At 70.0% G+C, this 15,995-nt stretch carries 14 protein-coding genes; 7 read left to right on the top strand and 7 right to left on the bottom strand.

Going from position 1 to position 15,995, the window contains the following annotated elements:
• Window positions 1-424: 424 nt before the first annotated feature.
• A complete protein-coding gene (locus ACZ63H_RS02630; RefSeq protein ID WP_469861414.1) occupies window positions 425-2,224 on the bottom strand; it encodes a cellulase family glycosylhydrolase in 1,800 nt (599 codons plus the stop codon).
• A gap of 1,211 nt (window positions 2,225-3,435) precedes the next feature.
• On the opposite strand from ACZ63H_RS02630, the gene ACZ63H_RS02625 reads away from it, so the two are divergent.
• Both ACZ63H_RS02625 and ACZ63H_RS02620 read left to right on the top strand, forming a co-directional pair.
• Complete coding sequence (locus ACZ63H_RS02625) at window positions 3,436-4,284, top strand: LLM class F420-dependent oxidoreductase (protein ID WP_469861413.1); 849 nt, start codon at window positions 3,436-3,438, stop codon at window positions 4,282-4,284.
• Between the two features lie 717 nt (window positions 4,285-5,001).
• The gene (locus ACZ63H_RS02620) at window positions 5,002-5,871 is read left to right on the top strand and encodes an alpha/beta hydrolase family protein (protein ID WP_469861411.1); all 870 of its coding nucleotides are present in this window, start codon (window positions 5,002-5,004) and stop codon (window positions 5,869-5,871) included.
• Between the two features lie 148 nt (window positions 5,872-6,019).
• On the opposite strand, the gene ACZ63H_RS02615 is transcribed toward ACZ63H_RS02620, so the two are convergent.
• Genes ACZ63H_RS02615 through ACZ63H_RS02600 form a run of 4 tightly spaced genes read right to left on the bottom strand, consistent with a single transcriptional unit; the run spans window position 6,020 to window position 8,175 of the window.
• Window positions 6,020-6,247: a hypothetical protein gene (locus ACZ63H_RS02615; protein ID WP_469861409.1), complete on the bottom strand. Its 228-nt coding sequence runs from the start codon at window positions 6,245-6,247 to the stop codon at window positions 6,020-6,022.
• Entirely contained in the window at window positions 6,244-6,660 is a 417-nt protein-coding gene (locus tag ACZ63H_RS02610) for an arsenate reductase ArsC (RefSeq protein WP_469861407.1), read from the bottom strand. Before ACZ63H_RS02610 ends, ACZ63H_RS02615 begins: the two co-directional genes overlap by 4 nt.
• Window positions 6,653-7,774, bottom strand: coding sequence for an ACR3 family arsenite efflux transporter (arsB, locus tag ACZ63H_RS02605; RefSeq protein WP_469861405.1), 1,122 nt, complete (start codon window positions 7,772-7,774; stop codon window positions 6,653-6,655). The genes ACZ63H_RS02610 and arsB overlap by 8 nt, the downstream gene beginning before the upstream one ends.
• The gene (locus ACZ63H_RS02600; protein ID WP_469861403.1) at window positions 7,771-8,175 is read right to left on the bottom strand and encodes an ArsR/SmtB family transcription factor; all 405 of its coding nucleotides are present in this window, start codon (window positions 8,173-8,175) and stop codon (window positions 7,771-7,773) included. Before ACZ63H_RS02600 ends, arsB begins: the two co-directional genes overlap by 4 nt.
• An 80-nt stretch (window positions 8,176-8,255) precedes the next feature.
• Here ACZ63H_RS02600 and ACZ63H_RS02595 point away from each other — a divergent pair, with 80 nt between their 5' ends.
• A complete protein-coding gene (locus ACZ63H_RS02595) occupies window positions 8,256-8,729 on the top strand; it encodes an ArsI/CadI family heavy metal resistance metalloenzyme (RefSeq protein WP_469861401.1) in 474 nt (157 codons plus the stop codon).
• A gap of 1,994 nt (window positions 8,730-10,723) precedes the next feature.
• Window positions 10,724-11,320: an RICIN domain-containing protein gene (locus ACZ63H_RS02590; RefSeq protein WP_469861399.1), complete on the top strand. Its 597-nt coding sequence runs from the start codon at window positions 10,724-10,726 to the stop codon at window positions 11,318-11,320.
• Here ACZ63H_RS02590 and ACZ63H_RS02585 read toward each other — a convergent pair.
• The gene (locus ACZ63H_RS02585) at window positions 11,302-11,541 is read right to left on the bottom strand and encodes a DUF6233 domain-containing protein (RefSeq protein WP_469861798.1); all 240 of its coding nucleotides are present in this window, start codon (window positions 11,539-11,541) and stop codon (window positions 11,302-11,304) included. The genes ACZ63H_RS02590 and ACZ63H_RS02585 overlap by 19 nt on opposite strands.
• 376 nt (window positions 11,542-11,917) lie before the next feature.
• Window positions 11,918-12,487: a GNAT family N-acetyltransferase gene (locus tag ACZ63H_RS02580; protein WP_469861796.1), complete on the bottom strand. Its 570-nt coding sequence runs from the start codon at window positions 12,485-12,487 to the stop codon at window positions 11,918-11,920.
• A gap of 264 nt (window positions 12,488-12,751) precedes the next feature.
• Here ACZ63H_RS02580 and ACZ63H_RS02575 point away from each other — a divergent pair, with 264 nt between their 5' ends.
• The 3 genes from ACZ63H_RS02575 (at window position 12,752) to ACZ63H_RS02565 (ending at window position 15,231) form a co-directional block, all read left to right on the top strand.
• Window positions 12,752-13,372 carry a hypothetical protein gene (locus ACZ63H_RS02575; protein ID WP_469861397.1) on the top strand — a complete coding sequence of 207 codons (621 nt, stop codon included), beginning with the start codon at window positions 12,752-12,754 and terminating at the stop codon, window positions 13,370-13,372.
• Window positions 13,373-13,674: 302 nt separating this feature from the next.
• Window positions 13,675-14,565 carry an SDR family NAD(P)-dependent oxidoreductase gene (locus tag ACZ63H_RS02570; protein ID WP_469861395.1) on the top strand — a complete coding sequence of 297 codons (891 nt, stop codon included), beginning with the start codon at window positions 13,675-13,677 and terminating at the stop codon, window positions 14,563-14,565.
• 87 nt (window positions 14,566-14,652) lie between these two features.
• A complete protein-coding gene (locus ACZ63H_RS02565) occupies window positions 14,653-15,231 on the top strand; it encodes a TetR/AcrR family transcriptional regulator (protein WP_469861393.1) in 579 nt (192 codons plus the stop codon).
• Window positions 15,232-15,995 lie beyond the last annotated feature (764 nt).

The following is a 15,995-nucleotide window of genomic DNA, read 5'->3' as shown; positions in this document are numbered from 1 at the left end:
CGGCACTGCCGGCCTGCCCTTCACGCTGAACGGCCACCACCCGCCACCTCGCCACCCGCACCTCTGATCTTCCCTGCCTCCCACCAGGGATGTTCCCCCGCGCCCTGGCGCGCTGGAGGAGCAACCCCTACGCCGCGTCCCCCTCGGAACAGCTCCTCGTGTCGCTCTCCCGCACCACCATCCGGCGCCCATCGGCCACCCGCACCCACTATTCCAAGTTCGGGGCCGGCCTTCGCCGCCCTGTGCAGTGGGAGGTGGAGGCGCCGGAGCCAGCCGAACTCCAGCGTCTGGTCCTCGCCGCGGTCGACCCGTACGTCGACCGCGACGTCCTCACCCCGGCAGATCGCCCGCGAGGAAGAGCAACGCCGCGCCCTGGCCGCCCTTCTGGACGGCTGGGACGCGGCGGGCGGGGGAGCGGCTGTGGTCAGGCTGTGGTGCAGGTCTTGCCGCTGAGGGTGAAGGTGGTCGGGGCAGTGTTCGTGGCGCCCCTGTTGGCGATGAAACCGAGAGTGACGGAACCGCCGGCGGTGATGGTGTCGGTGTAGGAGGCGGGGATTACGGTCACGGAGCCGCCTGTCTGGGTGGGGGTACCGCCCCACATGTTGTTGATGGTCTGGCCGTTGGGGAAGGTGAAGCTGAGGTTCCAGTTGCTGACAGCCGCGGCGCCGGTGTTGCGGATGGTGATCTCGCTCTGGAAGCCGCTTCCCCAGTCCCCCACCAAGCGGTAGCCGACGGAGCAGGTGCCCGCCGGGGTGCCGGCGGTGGTAACGGTAACGGTGGCCGAGCGGGCGGAGCGGTTGCCGGCCGCGTCCTTGGCGTAAACGGCGAAGGTGTAGACCGTATTGCCGGACAGCCCTGTGACCGTGGCCCGGTTGGACGCCGAGCCGGCCACCTGCGTCTCGGTGCCGCCGGTGACACGGACGACATCGTAACCGGTGACACCCACGTTGTCCGTGGAGGCCGCCCAGCTCAAGGTCGCGGAGGTGGCCGTCACCTCGGAGGCGGTGGGAGTCCCCGGAGCGGTGGGCGCAGAGGTGTCACCGCCGGGATCACCGGGGGTCTGGCTGAGCAGGTGCGCCTTGAACCCCTGACCGTAGGTGCTGGTCGGTGTGCCGTTCCAGTCCTCGATGAGCACGCTGCCACCGCTGCAACCCCAAGGGTTCCAGGTCCAGGCCGTGTACCCGACGTTGTTGGCGTCCGCCCAGGCCATCACCTGGTCGATGTAGTCATGGGCGCAGGTGTTCTGACCGATCTCGCCGGCCTGGACCGGCACCTGGGCGGCGACCGCTCCGATGTTGCTGTCCCAGCACGAGGTGGTCACGCAGCCGTTGAAGTTGTAGGAGTGCCATGAGGCCATCAGATTGCCGGTGGGGTCGGCGGGCTTGAATTCCAGCCACCGACTCAGGTTGTTCGTCCACTCCAGACCGCCCGACATGATCACGTTGGTGGCACCGGTGGCGCGTACCGCGTTGACGAGGGTCTGCATGCCGGCGACCGGGTAGGTGATCCCGGCGCAGGTGCCGCCGTCACGCAGACAGGTCCATGCGGCCGTGGCGTCGGACCAGTTGTCGGCCGCGTCCGGGTACGGCTCGTTGAACAGGTCGAAGATGACCGCTCCGTTCCCCTTGAACATCGTGGCCACCTCGGACCAGAACGTGGGGGTGTAGCGCGCGTCGGGCATCGGCTTCTGACAGGTGGCCGCGACGTCCGGGCAGCCTCCGCCGGGGCCGGTGTACTCGCCCCAAGTCCAGTGCAGGTCGAGGATCACGTTGATGCCGTTGGCCACCAGGAGGTCCGTGTAGGTCTTGACCGCCTGCTGGTACGCCGCCGCGCTGGGCGCTGTCGGAGGTAAGTTCCCGGTGCCCAGCCAGCACTCCTCGTTCAGCGGGACCCGGACAGTGTTGATCTTCCATGCCTTCATCGCGTCGATGGCTGCCTGGTCGGTGGGCCCGTCGAATATCTCTTTGCCCTGGACGCAGCCGAACTCCCCGCCGGACCGGTTGACGCCCAGTGGGCGGAACGTGGAATTGGACCCGGTGACCAGGCGGTTACCCGACACGTGCAGTGCCGGGGCCGCGGCGGCCGCCGATGCCCTGCCATCTGCGGCGGACTGACCGGCCGCCGGCGAGGCGACCGCCGAGGCCGAGCCGCCGAATCCGGCCACCGAACCCACCATAAGCACTCCGGCGACACCGAAAGCCCGCAGGGCTCTTCGCATGCTCATCGCACTCTCCCTCAACGCACCTATGTGACCGGCCACTCCATATGGCACCGCCCGGCGAGAAACCGGCCTCAAAGCGGATTCCACAATGGGCAATGCGTCTCTACCTGGCTGGATGACGTTCGAAAGCGCATAACGCTGATCCGACGAGTGTGGGAGCGCTCCCATAGGTAGTGAGCCTAGATGCGGCGGGCGACTGGACGGAAGCTCTCTGCAGGACTTGTTTCTGACGCCGAACCCTGAGGTCTCGGAAGCGGGCAGAGGAGGGGGACCTAGGGCTGCGTCCGCGTGCGCGAGGGAGAGGGAGAGGGAGAGGATTCACCCGTCCGGACAGGGGCCCGTGAAGTGCTCCGCGTGGATCCCGTGTCCTGGGAGGGATGCCGTATGCGCGGGGATGTGGGCGAGGATGTGGCCGTGGCGTCGTACGCCGGCGCACAGCGGTGCGGCGGCGAGGCTTTCCAGTCCGACGCGAATGCCATGTTCACAGCCCGTTGGGGAAGTCACCCGGACCGGACGCCGCGTCCGTCGGCGTCTGTTCTGGAGCTGGGGACGAGGACTCAGTGGGCGTACCGGTCGGTGGTTCGTCCCCGTCCGCGTCAACGGCGTACCCCGCAGGCTCCAGCGCGGCCGCGACCTGTCCGCCCCCTTGGTCGCCGGCCGACGTCTGCGCACGCCCAGGGTCCACCAGGTCGACGGTCAGTCCTGCGGGCAATCCCCGGCCCGCAGCGGCCACAGTTCCTGACCCGCGCTCTGGCGACGCACCAGCCATGGCACCGGTCCTGGGGCGACGGGGCGACGGGGCGCAGGGGCAGCGGAATTCGCGCGGGAGCGGCGCGCACAGTTCACGGGCCTGGCAGCGGTGCTGTGGCTGGGGCGTCTCTGCCGTGCTGATCGTCAGCGAGCGGTACCGGCCGGAGGACGGCGCGGCGGCCGGCCGAGCGTGTCCGCATCTGGCGCTCACTGCCCGCAGGACGAGTTCGGCTGGGTCGGGGCGTGCGCTAGCGGTGCCGGGCCGGTGCCGCGGTGGTTTTCGAGCCGGCTGACATCATTGATGAGGACGGCGTTGTTGAAATCGGCGACGGGTACGGCCACTTGGGCGTGCCGGAGTGCAACACGGCGGATACCTGGATGACCTGACAGTGGGCCGGCGAAATGGACCTGCGGTCGGTGCGGAGACGGTGCCGCCGAGTACGGATCGATGGAGGTAGGGGTTCGTGGAACTGGGTGTGTACGGCCTGAGTGCCAAGGCGACGCTGAGACCGGCCGACACGGCACGGCTGGCCCGCCAGACAGAGGAGTGGGGTTACCGCTCTTGGTGGGTAGGGGACCACGTGGTGCTGCCCAGCCCACGGGTTCCGGACTCGCCGATGGCACCCACCGATCCGATTCTCGACCCTCTGGTGCATCTTTCCTACGTGGCCGCTCTGACCGAGCGGATGGAGCTGGGCACCGGGATCCTCATCCTGCCGCAACGCAATCCGGTGGTGCTGGCCAAGCAGGTCGCCAGCCTCGACGTGCTCTGTGAGGGTCGGCTGCTCCTCGGCGTCGCTCCTGGTTACCTCGAGCCGGAAATGGCCGCGGTGGGTGTGCGGCTCTCCGAGCGCGGCGGCCGCACCGACGAGTACCTGGACGCGATGCGGCAGTTGTGGACCGAGCCCGAACCGGAGTTCCACGGCCGGTACGCGGACTTCGAACGCGTGGACGCACATCCGCGCCCGGTGCGGGCCGACGGCCCGCGGATCGTGATCGGCGGGCACAGCCCGGCCGCGTACCGGCGGGCGGTCCTCAAGGGGCACGGCTGGATCGGCAACGGCAGCTCCCCGGAGGACCTGGTCACCCACCTCGAAGGCCTGCGCAAAGCCGCGGCCGAGGTGTCCCGGCCAGCACACCTGGGCCGTCTGGAGATCAACTTCATGCAGATCAACCCGGTCGAGGTGGACGCGGACAGCGCGCGGCGCTACGCGGAACTCGGGGTGGACCGGCTCCTGGTCTACCCGCTGCCGCTGGAGGACCCGGCCGAGGTGAGCGCGTTTCTGCAGCGGCACGCCGCTCTCGCACGCTGACCGGGAGAACTTCGGCGAGGTCATGTGGCGTCCGGTGCGTGATGGGCCGTCTGCTCAGCCGGACCGGGGAGGCGGTGCCACGGTGCGAGCCACCACGATTCGTACCCACGGAGGCTGCGTGTCGCCCGGAATGCGTGATGGCGGTGCCCGGCGGGGTACCGTCATCGCCTCGTCGGCGGCCCTCGCCGACCGCGTCGGCCATGCCTGCCGGAAGCGACCGTGCTGGTGACGATGGGCGGACCGGACCTGCGATCACCTCAGTGCACGTGCGACGGCGCTGTGGTCCTCGGCGAGGAGGTTCTCGGTGAGGCGGATGATGGTCTGGGCGATGCCCTGCGGGAAGGTAAGGCAGGCGCCGTCGGCCTGGCACAGGACGTCGAGCAGCAGTCGCCCGAACGCCGTCGCCAGGACGGAGTGCGCGCACGGCTCCCCGTCGCGGTCGTCCGCGGCGGTTGCGGGGAGCCGTGCGCGCGGCGACGTCTAGGAGCAGCCGGCGCGGCTCCGGGCCCACGTCGTCGGCGGCCGCGGGCCCTGGCGCAACCGGGGCTGCGCACGCGCGATCGAGAAGCCGAACCGATCGCCGGTGCAGAGGACCCGCGTCAAACGCGGAACCGTGCAGCTGGGCCGCCGGGCCCACAACCCGACCTCGAAGCCGAAAAGCATCCGCCGGGCTGGAAGGCCAGCGCGTAGGACAGCCGACCTCCCTACGATGACGCCATGACGCTCACTGGACAGGGACAGCCACTGATACGTGTCCTGCACGACGAGTCCCGGCCTGACCTGCGCGATCCAACTCGTCCGCGCCCTGTCCGTCTCTACCTGTGGGAGCCGAGCCGTCCACAGGCTGCCCCCGCTCCGCTGGTCGTCGTCTCTCACGGCACCGGGGGTTCGGGCAGCAACATGGAGTGGCTGGTACGACCGCTGCACGAGGCGGGTTTCCGGGTCGCTGCCCTTGATCATCACGGCAACAACTACGTCGACGGCTATGAGCCGGAGGGCTTTCTCCATGTATGGGAACGGCCCCGGGATGTCTCCTTCGCCCTCGATGTACTCGCCCGGGAACAGCCGCTTGGTCCGGTCGGCGTGGCGGGCTTCTCCCTCGGCGGCTACACGGCGGCGGCCCTTGCCGGGGCCCGTGTCGATCCGCAGATCCTGTGGGCTGTGCTGACGGGAGCGGTCCCTCTGCCGGAGATCCCCGAGTTCCCCGGTGCACTGGAGGCGCTGCGGAAGAGGCATCCACTGGACGAGTCGTCACGACGTGCGCTGAAGGCCGCCGCAGCAGACCTTTCGGATCCCCGAGTGCGGGCGGTCTTCCAGGTAGCCCCGGGAGTCGGCGGTCTCGTGACCCCGGAAAGCCTGGCGGCTGTGCGGGTGCCTGTCGGCATCCGCTGGGGTGGAGCAGACACGGTCAACCCGTACGACGTCGACACCCGGCCGTATCTGGAGCACATCCCCACAGCGCGTGGCCACTCGGTCGGCCCCGACGTCCGTCACGACGACTTCTTCGCCCCGGAACCTGCCGACCCGACTGTCCGCGTTCGAGTCGGCACGGAGGCGGCCGGCTTCTTCCAGCAGCACCTGGGCTGATCCCTCGGCGGCCACGGCTTCGGCGCAGAGAATGGGGCTGCCGGCCTTGAGAGCGGACATCGGCGCCAAGGCAACTGCACTGGCCGTCCGGGCCCCGTACCTCGACCGCGGGCAGGTTCTCGCTCCAGCGCGGGCTTGCCCAGGCCGCCTACTCGGTGCTGGGCCGGAGGCCGCGCGCCGAGCAGGCGGCCGCGGTGGAGGAGGGGCTGGTGTGTGCGACATCCCGTGAGCTATCGCTCAAGGCTTCCCAGATGCGGGCGGTGGTCTCGAAGAGTGCGTTGCCCTCGTCGATGCCCAGCTGGTAGACCGCCAGGACCTGCTCGGTACGCTCCGGCCGCAGCGGCGCGATGCGCACGCCGGCCTCGGTGGCCGTCATGCCGCGGGCCCGAGGCCGAGTTCGGCGAGCAGGCCGCGGATGCGCTGCTCGATCTCGTCGCGGATCGGCCGGACGGCCGCGACGCCCTGTCCGGCCGGATCGTCGAGCTGCCAGTCCAGGTACCGCTTGCCGGGGAAATAGGGGCAGGCATCGCCGCAGCCCATGGTGATCACGACATCGGATGCCTGCACCGCCTCGGGGGTGAGGATTTTCGGGGCCTCGGCCGAGATGTCGATGCCCGACTCCCGCATCGCCTCGACCACGGCCGGGTTCACCGTGCTCGCGGGGGCGGACCCGGCCGAGCGGACCTGGACCCGGTCTGTGCCGAGGTGGGTGAGGAAGGCGGCCGCCATCTGGGAGCGGCCTGCGTTGTGGACGCACACGAAAAGCACGGACGGCTTGGCCTCAGACATGAGCGGAGCCTTCCGGGGAGACGGCCGTTCGGGCCGCCGGGGTGGGCTGGGGGAAGAAGCGTCGGGCCGCGAGGGCGACGTAGACGAGGCCGATTAGGGCGGGGACCTCGATGAGGGGGCCGACGACTCCGGCCAGGGCCTGGCCGGAGGTGGCGCCGAAGGTGGCGATGGCGACCGCGATGGCCAGCTCGAAGTTGTTGCCCGCAGCCGTGAACGCCAGCGTGGCCGCCTTCGGATAGTCCAGTCCGGCCGCGCGCCCGGCGGCCATGGAACCGGCCCACATGACGGCGAAGTACACCAGCAGCGGCAGCGCGATCCGGGCGACGTCGAGCGGCTGGGAGGTGATGGCGTCGCCCTGGAGGGCGAACAGCACCACGATCGTGAACAGCAGTCCGTACAGGGCGAACGGCCCGATGCGGGGGATCAGCTTCGTCTCGTACCAGGCACGGCCCTTGGCCTTCTCGCCCAGGCGGCGGGTGAGGAACCCGGTCAGCAGCGGGATGCCGAGGAAGATCAGCACGCTGCGGGCGATCTCCCAGACGGACACGTCGAGCGCGGTCTGCTCCAGGCCGAGCCAGCCGGGGAGCACGGAGAGGTAGAACCAGCCCAGCAGGCTGAACGCGAGCACCTGGAAGACGGAGTTCAGGGCGACGAGGACGGCTGCGGCCTCGCGGTCGCCGCAGGCGAGGTCGTTCCAGATGATGACCATCGCGATGCAGCGGGCGAGTCCGACGATGATCAGGCCCGTGCGGTACTCGGGCAGGTCCGGCAGGAAGATCCAGGCCAGGGCGAACATCAAGGCTGGGCCGACGACCCAGTTCAGGCCCAAGGACGGGATCAACAGGCGCCGGTCGCGGGTGACAGTGCCGAGGCGGTCGTAGCGGACCCTGGCGAGCACCGGGTACATCATCACGAGCAGGCCGAGCGCGATCGGCAGCGAGACCCCGGTGACGGTGACCTTCGCGAGCACGTCTCCCAGGCCGGGCACGAGGCGACCCAGGCCGAGGCCGGCCGCCATCGCGATCAGAATCCACACGGCGAGGAAGCGGTCCGGAAACGACAGCCTCCCGGCGACCGGCCCTGCGGGCGCCTCGGCTGCGGCTTGCGCGCTCATGACGCCGCCCCGGCCGCCGACGCGGTCTCGGCCGGTACCTGTCCGGCGGGCCGGGTGAGAATCGCCGCGAGACGGTCGGTCATCTGCGGAAGCAGCCGGTAGTACACCCACGTCCCGCGCCGCTCGGAGTCGATGAGCCCGGCCTGCTTCAGCAGTTTGAGGTGATGGGAGATCGTCGGCTGGGACAGGTCGAAGGCAGGAGTGAGGTCGCAGACGCAGACCTCCCCGCCCGCACGGGAGGCGATCATCGACAGCAGCCTCAGCCGGACCGGGTCGCCCAGGGCCTTGAACACCTTCGCCAGCGTCCCGGCCTGGCCCTCGTCCAGCGGGGCGGTCAGCAGAGCGGGGCAGCAGTCCTCGACGCCGTCCTGCCCGACCGCATCCCATTCGTGTTTCGACATGCTTCTATGTTGACGCTTGTCAATCCAATGCGCAATCTTGAATCGACAGATGTCAATGTAACCAGAACGGGGAGACGGTCATGTCCCGTGCCCAGCTCGCGCTCAGCGTTGCCGACCTCGAAGCGTCGGTGACCTTCTACTCCAAGCTTTTCGGCGTCGAACCCACCAAACGCCGCCCCGGCTACGCCAACTTCGCGATCACCACCCCGCCGCTCAAGCTCGTCCTCATCGAGGGCGAGCCGGGCCAGGAAACCCGCCTGGACCACCTCGGCGTCGAGGTGGAGACCACCGACGAGGTCATCGCCGCCACCGACCGCCTCGAGGAGGCGGGGCTCGCCACGTTCGAGGAGAATGACACCTCCTGCTGCTACGCCCTCCAGGACAAGGTCTGGGTGACCGGCCCCGGCAAGGAGCCGTGGGAGGTCTACGTCGTCAAGGCCGACGCCGACCAGCTGGGCAAGAACCCCATCGCCGGCGGAGACGCCTGCTGCTCCGGCCAGGAGTCGAGCACCGAGGCCATCCCGGCGGCTTCGGGCTGTGCCTGCGACAGCTGAACGACGACGCTCGCCCTTCTCCCCGGTCCTCCTCGGGGTCGCGCAGGGGGCGCAGCCCCTGTTCGGGGCCGCCGGCCTTGATATTGAACAGGTAGTGGCCCAGAAAGCTGATGTGCCGGTCCTTGAGCACTGGGCCGACAAGGCGTATCGGGGTGCGGGCGCCTGCGGTCCGTGTCCCGTCGCTGGCAGGAACGGAACAGCGATCGGCCACGCTGGCCCGGTCGCCTCGAGGGTGTCACTCACAGGTGGCCGCGTGGTCAGGGCCGGAGGTGCGGGAGGGTGAACCCGGGCAGGGCGTAAGGGCCCGGCCTGAGGCGCTGCCGGATCCGCCGGGAGGTCGGCTCCGGGAATGTCGACGGCGGCGGGTTGGGCGTTGTCGACGGGCGTGTAGTCCAGTGCCGCCGGAGCCGAGATTTCCCAGAAACGGCGGGTGTTGGACGAGACGGCGGCGTACACGGTGGCGAAGCGGGTGGAGGGCGGGGCGGTCAGCGTGGCCCGAACGTATCCGACGGCGTCGCGCGGGCTGAGTCACGTCGCCAGATGCCGAGGCTCGGTCGGGACGGGCTCGAAGCTGCCGATGCGCAGGCAGATGACGGACAGGCCGAACTTGTCAGCGTAGAGCTGTCCGAGGGCCTCGATGCTGCCTTGCTCACCCCGTACAGGCCGTCAGGCCGTATGGGCTCCTGGGGCCTCGTGAGATGCCCGACGGGGTAGAAGCCGGTCACGCGGTTGCTGCTGGCCAGCGCGTAGCGGCTATGGCACCACCTGCTCGCCGTCCCGCAACCCGTACAAGCCGAGGGAACACGCGGCCGGGTACGCGCACGGACAACCACCGCAGGTCCGGAATCGTCGACCGACGAGACGATCACACTCGCCAAGTTCGGTAAGAGACGAGGTAGTTTAACTGAGCACGCTCAAAGACTGCCCGCTCCGCGGACCGGTCGACCGCGGAACCACCGAGATGATCTCCGATTACGGAAATCTTGCCAGAGCCACGTTCAGGTGTACCCTCCCGCCGGCCGGGAGGGACCTCGGATCACGCTTTTCCACGGGATAAGGGCGAGGTTCCATGTCCCGGTGATCAGCAAAGGTGAGGTTCGCCTGGGGAACGGTGGGCGCTATCTCTTCCGTGGCGTGATGGTCGGCGGCTGCCACCGCACGGCGGGGACGCCGCTGCGCGCTGCCCGACGAGGCCGGTGTCCCACCCGGCGTCGTCTGGAAGGGCTGGGGCCTGGCCGTGGTCGGCATGTCGACGCCGCCTTTCCCGGCTGCCCGAGGGCGGCGTCACCGGCCAGCCGTCTGGGCCAAAGCCCCCCGTATGAAGAGCCCCCGTACCGACCCCGGCCGCCCCGTCCCCCTTCCTTCCAGCCCCGGCCGGAACGCCGGCGCTCGGCTGGGCGGGCAAGGCGCTGCCTGACACCGGCGGCCGCAGCGAGGTTCGTCCGCCCGGGGTGGCACGGGCGGTCCCGCCCGCGCCGGACGGGCAGGCTCGCCCCACGGCCCGACGCGACGCCCCCGTGGCTTCGTCGTGGCGAGCGCGTCGACGGCCGGACAGGGCGGGTGATCTCCGGACTCGGTGGGGTGGATGCTGCGCGCGAAGACCAGCAGGAATGGCCCGGATCACCCACCAGCTCGGCCTCGATCCACCTGCCGGATGCCGTCGCCGAGCTCACCGAGCGCGAGGTGAAGATCTCCGGCGACGCCAGGCCGAGGACCGTGCCGCGATGGAGGGCCGGGCGGTCAAGTTGCTGCAGGCCGGCGCGCGGCGCGGCCGCACGCAGACGGTCGGCATCGCAACCCGCTTCGGACGTCAACCAGTGGGTTACCCCATCGGTTGAGGCCGCCCCGAAAAACTCAACCCTGCGCGAGACGCGCCGATCCGGGGGCCGTCCGTAACGTTCCACAGGCACACACGGGGGTGGCGGCAACGCCGTCGGTCACAGACTTTCGGCTGCCGCCCGTCCTTTCCCCGCGACACACACCACGGAGGAAAGATGAAGACTGCGATCCGGTTCAAAGCGGCCCGACACGTCACCAAGCCCAAGGCGGCGGCACTCGCGGGCGTCGCACTCGCGGTGGGTGCGGCGGTGACCGGCGCCACAACCGCACAGGCAGCGCCCCAGTCCGCGCAGACGGCCAAGGCGACACCGTTCTACGACTCGATGGTCAATTACCACTCCGGCAAGTGCCTGGAGATACCGGCAGGATCGACCAAGAACGGCGTCCAGGCACAGCAGTGGACGTGCAACGGCAAGAAGCACCAGAAGTGGATGCTGCGGTATTCCGAGACGCGCGTCGGTCTGAAGCTGTACTACGTGGTCAACGAGCGCAGCGGCAAGTGCCTGTCCGTCAAGGGCGGCAGCAGCAAGAACGGCACGCAGATCATCCAGTGGCCCTGCAAGGTCGGCGACATCGCGGAACTCTTCGCCCCTCTGCGCGTCCACGACGTGCCCGGCACGAACTTCGTCCTGTGGAACGCCAAGACCGGCAAGTACCCGCAGGTCGACGGGGCCAGCCAGGCCAACGGAGCCAAGGTCAGCCAGTGGAAGGGACAGAGCGGCAAGCACCACTTCTACTGGCGCTTCAACTGAGTACAAAGCCGGATGGACAGGCCCTTGGGCCTCGCACTCTCAGCAGGCGGTTCGCTCATCGAGTGGGCCGCCTGCCCGTGTACGGCCACCGCCGGCCGGGGTGACCGCGCCTGTTCGAGGAGGCCGAGGGCGGTGTCGGGTCGGCAGTGGTCGCAGGCCGGGACGTGCTGGAGCAGGGCGTCGCGTGCCTGCTCCCGTGTGAGGCATTGGTCGCCTGCCAGTCCGTGGCATCCAGCTCGGCCCAGGTCAGCCAGGTGGTCCCGTGCACATCGCGGGGGCCGCCGTAGCCGGCGAATTCACTTCGGAGCTCATCCGGGGCGTCGTCCGGGAAGCCACGGCCTTCCACCAGGGGGCAAGCTCGGGCCGGCCAGCAGGCCGCGGTCCATGAACCGGCCCACCGCGAACGCTGTCACCTCCCCGTTTCACCGATCACGTGCGGAATGCCGACGGGGCGGCGATCCGGCCCCTCACCGCGCCACCGGAGATCGGAGGGGGACATCGCGGCCCGGCCTGATCACTGCCTGCCGCGGGGAAGCGCACAGCAACGAGGACGCCGAGGGCATCTGGGACCACCGGCCCTCGGAGGCGGTGTCGGGCTCAACGGCCCGCTCGACCGCTCATGTCCGCGGCCAGCGCCGCGTAGATGTACTCGCTGCCCCAGCGATCGCCGTCGAGGTCGTTCTCGACCAGGTGCGCCTCCCGACGCATCCCGAGGCGCTCACAGACCCGCACGGACCCGGCGTTCTCCACATCCAGCCGTGCGTAGAGCCGGTGCACGCCCAGCCTGTCGAAGGCAAACCGGGCCAGCTCCCTGGCCGCCTCCGTCGCATAGCCGTGCCCCTGGTGACGTGGGTCGAGAGTCCAGCCGATCTCGGCTTGGGCGGCGCGGGCATCGGCCAGGGTGAGCGTCACCTCGCCAAGGAGGCCGGGCTCATCGCGTCGGCACACGGCAAGCGCCAGTTTGTCCCCGTCGGCGCACCAGACCGAGTGCGCCGCGCGCTCGGCCGCGACCTGCTCACTGCGCTCCCGTGTGTGCGCCGGCCGGTACAAGTAACGCGCCACGCTCGGCAGACTCTGGTAGGCGTAGAGGTCGTCGGCGTCGCCGGGAGTGAACAGACGCAGCGACAACCGGGACGTGGTCAAAGGCAGCAGCGAGGTGACGTCCATACGGGCCTCCGGGATGCGGATATGGATCAAGTGGCGGAACTGATCGTCACATCCCAACTGACGGGTATCCACGCCTTTTACAGCAGCGCCCCACACCCCCGCTCCTCCGCGGGACGCTGTGGGGCTTGGCCGCGGTCGGCCTGACGGCCGGGTGCGTGGGCGCTGTGCGCCTCGTCGATCCGGGCGTTCGGAGCTTGCACGGTCTACCGGCTGGCCGAGCGGGCGCGGGCGGCGGCCGCAGCGGTGTGGGCGCGGGTGCGGCCGGTGGTCGGCATCGCCTTGGCGGCCGTCGATGTCGCCGCCGTGGTGTACGTGATGCGCGGCGCGTTCGAAGCCACCACCTGCTCGCTGAAGCCCGCCGCCACCTCTGCTACGTCCTGCGCGGCCCGGCCTCACCATCTGCTACCGCGACGGTTCCCGTTGACATCGGCCGCTTCGGCTGGCGATCAGGTCGCGGTCAAGGGGTTGTGCGGTAGAGGAGCCCGCCCGGCCGCGGCGCGCCCCGGCGCGGTGCGGCGACGCCGGGGGAGTTACGCGGTGGTCGGGTGCGCCTCCAAGGCCTGCTTCATCCCTGCGGCCTCCAGCTGGCGCAGGGTGTCGGCGACGGTCACGGTGTTTCTCGGTGAGGATGTTCTCTGTGAAGCGGATGACGGTCCGGGTGATCCTCGGCGCACCGGCCAGGCATTCGCCGTCGCAGAGGAGCTCCAGCAGGAGGCGTCCGAGTGCCGCCGCCAGGAAGGAATGTGTGCAGGGCTCCCCGGCGTGGTCGTCCACGGCGGTGATCTGGATGACGACGCGCGCGGTGACGTCCTGGAGCGGCCGGAGTGCCTCCGGGCCCATGCCGTCGATGACCGCGCAGGCGGTCTCGATGTTCCCGGCTTGTGACGCCCGGATCTAGGCGAAGGCGTCGGCGACGTTCTCCGGCTATCGGGGTGAGTGGCGTGGTGATGGTGTTCTCGGGCATGGCGGCTCCTTGCGTACGGGCCGCCCCGCTGATCGCGGTGTCGACGGTCACATGTTTCCCCAGGGCGCACGTCACGCGATTCCCCAGACATCCGCCCCTCTCCTGTCGGCGGGCGGACCGCCGCTGCGCTGAGGCCTCAACCGGATAGTTCATCCGTATGCGTGCTACCGTCCGGAACTAAGCGGATTACTTATCCGATTTACCGTCCGGGGTGGAGGAGCGCATGAAGAAGACAGCAGTGGTCACGGCCGGAACAGGGGGCATCGGCCTGGAGACGGCACTGGGGGTGGCCGCCGCCGGGTTCGCGGTCACGGTGGTCGGGCGTGACGCCGAGCGGGGAGCCGAGGCCGTCGAACGGATCGACGCGACGGGGCCGGTGCGCCCGGCCCGCTTCCTGTCCGCGGACCTTGCCTCGCTCGACGAGGTACGTGCGCTCGCCCGTAGGATCGCGGCCGACCACGCCGCCTCGGGGGAGCCGCTGACGGTGCTGGTCAACAACGTCGGGGCGATGTTCGCCGAGCGCCAGACCCGCGGCGGCGTCGAGGCGTCGTTCGTCGTCAACCACCTCTCGCCCTACCTGCTGACCGAACTGCTGCTGCCCACACTGACGGCCGGTGCGCCGAGCCGGATCGTGAACGTGACCTCGGGCGCGGTCGCCGTGGCCAAGCGCGTGTTCGACGCCGTCGAGCCGCCGGGCGGCTACTACGGCTTCCACTGGTACGGTCGCGCCAAGCTCGCCAGCCTGGCCTACACCTTGGACCTGGCGGGCCGGCTGGACGGCACGGGTGTCTCGGTCTTCGCCGCCGATCCCGGAGGGGCCGCTACCGGCATGACCAACGGCACCATGGCCGACCCGAAGATCGTGTCACCAGCCCTGCGGCTGCTGTGGCCCCTGGTGCGCCGCATATTCGAACGCTCGACCTCGGGTCCGGCGTCTGCGGCAGCCAGGTCCTCCATCATGGCCGCCACCGACGAAACGCTGAGGGGCCGAACCGGCATCGTCATCGGCGCCCAGGGGCACCCGGTCGCCCCGCACCGGGCTGCGTCCGACCCCCGCGTCGCCGAGGCCGTACGCCGACTCAGCGAACGGCACGCACCGCTCGCCCCCGCTTAAGCGGCATACGGGCGGCGCGGCGCGGCGCGGCGGGAACCGGGCGGGCGGCGGAACTATCCGGATGAACCATCCGATTAACATGGCCTCATGACGACGCCTCTACGCAAGGACGCGGCCCGCAACTGGCAGCGGATCGTCTCCGTCGCCCGCGACCTGGTCGACGAGGGCACACCACTGCAGCTCAACGACGTCGCACGTCGGGCAGGACTGGGGGTCGGCACCGTCTACCGGCACTTCGCCACGCCCGAGGCACTGCTGGAGACCGTCGCCGCCCCATGCCTGGAGGCCCTGGCCGCCCACGGCCAGCAGGCGCTGACCGATGCCGATCCCTGGCGCAGCCTGACGGGCTTCCTCTTCCATACCGTCGAGGCGCAGCTCACCGATGCCGCCCTGCCCCCCGTCGCCGCCGCGGCCACGCATGCCTTGCCGCGCACCGCGGAACTCAAGGAGTCACTCGCGTCGGCCGGCGCCACCCTCCTCGCCCGGGCCCGCGATGCCGGAGTGGTCCGCCCCGACCTCACCGCCGCCGATCTCGTCCCGCTCATGTGCGGCATCGCCCACGCCGTGAGCGTCCACGGCAGCGCCCCCGCCGACCGGGTCGACACCGCACACCGCTACCTCGCCGCTCTCCTCGAAGGCTTGCGCACGACGCCACCGAGCGCGTAAGCGACCCGCCCCACGGTGCACCGGCGACCTCCTCTGAACTGCGGCCCTGACAGAGTCCGGTCGCCGGGGGACGACTCTCCCTCCCCGCACGGACCGGACGAATCGGGGCTGCAAGGGTCAGACCTGGCCCCTTGCCCTGGGTGATCGGCCCGCCCACGAACCCGACCACGACCCCTTGTCCAGGTCTGCTACCGCCCCGACCACCACCACGTTTCGCCTTACAACGCTGGCGGCCGCCGTCAGACCGCGGACAAGGGGGCCGGCTGCACGCTGCTCCCGTGAGCACCGCCCACCCCTGGGGCGGTCCGAAGCGAAGGAGCCACCGTGATGACCACGCACCGACCACCGGCAAGCGCCCGGCGCGCCCACCCGGACCACGGGCCCGGCCAGTACCGGGCCAGCCGCCCCGGCCTCCTGCGGTATGCACTTGGGAAGTCCCTGTGGAGCCCCCTCACTGACCGTTTCAAAATGAGTTCGACTCGAAGGCTTGGCAGTTGAGGTGTTGAGGCGGCGGAATCCTGTCCGTGTCTGCTGATCTTGTGCCCGATGATCTGTGGGCGAGAGCGGCGCCTCTGCTGCCGCTTCGCCCTGCGAGGCGTCTTCGCCATCCCAGGCGGCTGCCGGTCGACTGCCCGGCGGTTCGGGCGGGGACTGATGGCAGCTGTCTATGGGTGGAAGGCGACCTCCGGGTTCTGCGGGGTCGGCCCGTCGAGGAGCGGCTGGGCGACGTCCTTCAGGTGCAGGTCGAAGAAGGCCGTGACGTA

This window comes from Streptomyces sp. NPDC104831, from assembly GCF_055583025.1.
This window is presented reverse-complemented; position numbering and strand designations above follow the sequence as displayed.